The sequence below is a fragment of the Deltaproteobacteria bacterium genome, from assembly GCA_016234845.1.
In the GTDB taxonomy this organism is placed as follows: Bacteria; Desulfobacterota; Deferrimicrobia; order Deferrimicrobiales; family Deferrimicrobiaceae; genus JACRNP01.
The window spans coordinates 1-4,840 of sequence record JACRNP010000120.1; the positions used below are offsets into that span (position 1 = coordinate 1).

Below are 4,840 nucleotides of genomic sequence, written 5' to 3' on the forward strand. Positions count from 1 at the left end.
GAAGTGGACGCCGGGGAACGCCGCCGGGGTGTCCGCCCTGGTGGAAGCCACGGCGGGCGACGGCCGGCCGTGGAAGGTCCTGATGGACGTCGGCTGGGACGTCGCGTACATGGATGCGGTATTGCGCCGCGAGGGGGTGGATCGGCTCCTGGCGGACGGGAAGATCGACCTCGTCTACGTGACCCACGAGCACGTGGACCATTTCTGGGGGATGCCCGCCGTCGTCCAATACCGCCCCGACGTGAAGCTGATGATCCCGTCCGGCTTCTCCGCCCGGAGCATGGACCTGCTGAAACGGTCCGGCCACACGGGAACCGTGGAAGAGATGCCCCCCGGCGCGCACCTCCTGTTCCCCGGCTGCGCCTCCGTCACCTTCGACCAGCCGATCTTCCTCAAGACCCGCGGGGAGCAGGTGCTCTACGTCAACGTCGAGGGGAAGGGGATCGTCACCATCACCGGCTGCTGCCACCCGGGCGTGCTGGGGCTGCTCGATTACGCGAAGGAGAACCTGGAAGGGTTCTCCGCCTTCCACGGCGTGTACGGCGGCCTCCACATCGCCCCCTTCGAGGAGTGGGGACCTCCGCAGGAAGAGCTGCTCGACAAGCTGCAGGCGTTCGGCGTCCGGAAGTTCGCCTGCAACCATTGCACGGGGGAGACGGCGGTGCGGAAGATGCTCGAGCGGGGGATGCCGGTCGCCGCCGGCACGGCCCGCCACGGCAGCAAGAGCGGCCTCTACCCGGGAAACGGTGACGCGGTGGAATTTTAGTTTGCGTCCATGGCTCCCCCCGGGGGTCGTGAACCTCCTCTACGTCGGGGTCACGCTCCTGTTGTTCGCCCGCACGACCTTCGCCGGCGCCCGCTTTTTCGGCCGCGACCTGATGCACTACTTCCTGCCGATCGCCGCGACCCTGCGGGCATCCTGGCAAGCCGGCGACTCGCTCCTCTGGGACCCGGGCATCTTCCACGGGCTGCCGATGATCGCCCGCTGGTCGGCCGCCCTGTTCTACCCGCCCCACTGGCTCCTGCTCTATCTTCCCGGCGGCCCGACGCTGACCTGGATCCTCGCGCTGCACCTGCCGCTGGCCGCATCCGGCATGGAACGGCTGGCACGCCGCTACGTCCGGGACGGCCGCGCATCCGCCATCACCGGTCTCGCTTTCGGGTTCAGCGGATACCTGGTCGGCATGCTGGGCGGCGTCACCTATCTCTACGGCGCCGCGCTCCTTCCGTGGAGCCTCCTGGCGGTCCACCGGCTTGCCGAACGGCCGGAGTGGCCGCGGGTCGTGCAGCTCGCCTGCATCTGGGCGATGCAGGTGTACGTCGCCGATCCGGAGACCCTGTATTTCGAGCTCCTCTTCGTGGCGCCGCTCATTCTCCTGACCGCCGCCACGCCCACCCGCCAGCGCGCCCGGGCCGTCCTGGGCGCCGTTGCCGCCGGCGTCCTTTCCGTGGGGCTTGGCTTCTGCCAGCTGTGGCCCACGATGGAGCTCGCGGGCTTGTCCACGCGGGCCGGCGGGTTCTCCTTCGACGCCGCCCAGGTCTGGTCGCTGCACCCCCTCCGGTTCTTCGAGATCCCGGTGCCCGGACTGTTCGGCGTCATCGGCACAGAGAACGGCTTCTGGGCCCGAGGCCTGATCTCGGCTCCCTTCAACGTGCCCTGGGCCGCCGCCCTGTACATCGGCGCCGTGCCGCTCGCCGGCCTCGCCTTCCTCTATCCGGCACGGCACCGCGCCGACGTCCGCCTCTGGTCCGGCATCTCCCTGCTGTTCGCGGTTCTCGCGCTCGGACTCCACACTCCCTTGTACGAGCTGATGCTGTCGGTGGCGCCGGGCGCCACCCGCTTCCGGTACCCGGAGAAGCTCATGCTGTTCGCCACCGTCGGGATAACGCTGCTCGGCGGCGTCGGTCTCGAGCGTCTATTCGGCGTCCACGATGACGCCGATGCGGTCCGGCCCCACCGCACCGTCGCCATGGTCTTCGCCGGGCTTGCCGTCGCGCTGGCTCTCGCGGCGTTCCTCCTGGCCAGGGGCTGGTTTTTCCCCGCCGTCCGGTCGACGGTCGCGCCGGAGGCCCTCGCCGGCACCGTTTCCGCTCTCCTCCGGGCCGCCGCCATGGCCGGCGTGGTGTCCGGCGTCCTGGCCGTCGGACGCCGCCTTCGCCCGCGGCTTTTCGGGCCGATCCTTTTCGCGACGCTGGCCGTCGACCTGCTGAGCGCGGGTTGGCCGCTCGTGCAGCTGACCGCGGAAGCCTGGCCCGATGAACGGCCGGCCGCCTGCGCCTTTCTCCCGCCGGCCGACGCCGGCTCGCCCCTCTTCCTCTATCGCAGTCCGCGGCTCCGATACTCCGAGACCGGCGGCTCGACGGAGCTGGGGAGCCGGTTCGAGCGGCAGCGCCGCTGGCAGCGGCAGACCCTGACCCCCAACACCGCCGCCCCCGGATGCGGCCGTTACGTCACCGGCTACGACGCCGTAAAGCTCCGGAACTGGCAGCGCTTCGAGGAGACCGTCGGCAGGGATCCGGACCGCTTCCTCGATCTGCTGGGCGCCCGGGCGATCGTCGGCGGTCCCGGCGAAATCGATCCGCAGCTCTTCCCTCTCCACGCCAAGGTTCCCGACCTCGGCATCTGGATCCACGCGAACGATGGACTGCCCTACGCGATGGCCGTCGCGAGCGTGGAGACCGCGCCCGATCTCGAGGCGTCCTTGAAACGCCTCGCCGATTCCCGGTTCGACTACCGCCGCACGGCGGTCTTCGAGTCCGCGGAGCCGTTGCCCGGCGAAGCGCAGGCCCCGCGCCGGGTCGCGGTCGCGTTCCACCGTCCCGGCGACGTTTCGCTCACCACCCGTTTCGAGGCGCCGGGTTATCTTCTCCTCCAGGAAAACCACTACCCCGGCTGGCGCGCCGCCATCGACGACGCCCCGGTGAGGCTGTATCGGGCGAACGCCCTGTTTCTGGGGATTCCGGTTCCGCAAGGCGAGCACCGGGTGCGGCTGACGTTCGCTCCCGACCGCCAGAAGGCCGGCAACCTCGTGAGCCTCGTCTGCTGGCTCCTGGTCGGGGTGCTGGCCGTCCTCGCCATCGTCCGGAGGCGGCGCGGTAGATCGTGAACGGGACGGGGTTTCAGGTCCGCGGGGCGAGCACCATCACCTGGGCAAGGCACAAAGGGCGCAGGGCGGGGAATCGGGCGGCGGCGCGGTTGAGCGCGCCGGCCAGGAGAGGGATCCCCTTCGGGCAGAGGATCCTCCCGGAAATTTCCACCGCATCGAACCCTTCCGCCGCGGACATGGCGAGAAGTTCCTTCGCGGGCAGCCACCGGTGCTCCCCCTCGGGCATCTTCAGTCCAAGCCGCTCCGCGAGGTGGAGGACCGGCGCCCAGAGGGGGTTTACGCACGTGACGATGACGCGCGTTTCCGCGTGGCACGCTTTCCGGGCCGACCGGAACATCGCCGCGGGGTCCGAAAGGTGCTCGACGACGTCGGGCACGATGACGTAGTCGAACGGCTCCCCGGGGTCGAACGCCTCGGCGTCCGCGACGCGGAAGGAGAGGGAGGGATGCTTCTCCGCGGCGATCGCCACCATCCGCGGGGAGACGTCCACGCCCACTCCCCGCGAAGGGGAGAGCGCGGCGAGGAGGGTCCCCGTCCCGCAGCCGATCTCGAGCACCGACGCCCCTTCCGGGACGTGCTCCCGGCAGATCTCCGCGAGGAGCCGGTAGTAGTACGCCGACTTCCCCTTCCACCGGTCGTAGTCGCCGGCGATCCGCTCGAAGTGGTTCCGGACGTCCTCCTTCGCCATGGGATCAGACGAACTTGATCCGCCGCAGCGCGAAGAGGCACATGCGCAGCAGCAGCCAGCCGTGGCGGAACCGGGAGATCTGCGTGGTTCCGTACGTCCGCTCCCGGTACCGGATCGGGATCTCCAGGATTTTCAGGTCGAGCTTCGCCGCCCCGAAGATCAGGTCGAAGTCGCCGAAGGGGTCGAAGTCGCCGAAGTAGCTCCTCCCCGCTGCGATCCGCTCGTAATCGCGGCGGAGGAGGACCTTCGTCCCGCACAGGGTGTCCTTGAACCGCTGGTCGAGCAGCCAGGTGAACGCGAGGCTGAAGAACTTGTTCCCGAGCGTGTTCAGGAACCGCATCGCCTGCTTCTCCATCGGGTAGACCAGCCGCGACCCGTGGACGAACTCCGCCCGCCCCGAGCAGAGGGTCGCGAGGAACTTCGGCAGCTCCTCGGGCGGCACGGTAAGGTCCGCGTCGAGGATCATCAGCACGTCCCCGGTGGCCGCGGCGAACCCCTTGCGGACCGCGTCCCCCTTCCCCACGCCGCTCCCCTGGCGCACGATCTTCACGTCCCGGTCCGGGCACGCCGCGATCACCCGCTCGATCTCCTCCGCCGTCCCGTCGCGGGAGTTTCCCTCGACGAAGACGATCTCGGTGTGCCGCCCCATCGGGGGGATCCGCCGCACCGCGCTCTCGACGTTCCCCCGCTCGTTCCGGGCGGGAACGACCACCGAGCACGAAAGCGCCTCTTCCGGCACGGGCACCGGCGCCGGACGGGCGATGAGGGTCTCCACCAGGCACAGCTTCCGGAGCAGCGGCAGGTTCGCGAGCACCCGGTTGCAGAGGGAGGACAGGAGCGGGACGCGAACGGGCAGGAGGACCTTGTACCCCATGGATACCGTCTGGAAGCCGGCCAGCGACAGGAGGTTCTGCAGGTCCGCGAGGGAGAGCCAGTTCTGGTCCGGCTGGGGGCGCTTGATCCCGAGCCGTTCCCCGGCCCAAAGAACCGGTCCCCAGAGGTAGTTGAAGTAGGTCAGGATCACCCGCGTGCGCGGGTGGCACAC

General features: G+C 69.7%; 4 protein-coding genes. 2 read left to right on the forward strand and 2 right to left on the reverse strand.

The genetic code is table 11. The features are described 5' to 3' along the window. Window positions 1-766: MBL fold metallo-hydrolase (locus HZB86_08685; protein ID MBI5905607.1), on the forward strand; the 766-nt coding region annotated here is incomplete at its 5' end. 1 nt (window position 767) lies between these two features. After that, entirely contained in the window at window positions 768-3,107 is a 2,340-nt protein-coding gene (locus HZB86_08690; GenBank protein ID MBI5905608.1) for a YfhO family protein, read from the forward strand. 13 nt (window positions 3,108-3,120) lie between these two features. On the opposite strand, the gene HZB86_08695 is transcribed toward HZB86_08690, so the two are convergent. Next, a complete protein-coding gene (locus HZB86_08695; GenBank protein MBI5905609.1) occupies window positions 3,121-3,795 on the reverse strand; it encodes a methyltransferase domain-containing protein in 675 nt (224 codons plus the stop codon). Between the two features lie 4 nt (window positions 3,796-3,799). Continuing rightward, window positions 3,800-4,840 (reverse strand): glycosyltransferase family 2 protein (locus HZB86_08700; protein MBI5905610.1); only part of this gene is annotated, 1,041 nt, incomplete at its 5' end.

Coding starts and splice junctions, on each gene's coding strand:
- HZB86_08695 (MBI5905609.1), bottom strand. CDS start 3,795: ATGGCGAAGGAGGACGTCCGGAACCACTTCGAGCGGATCGCCGGCGAC.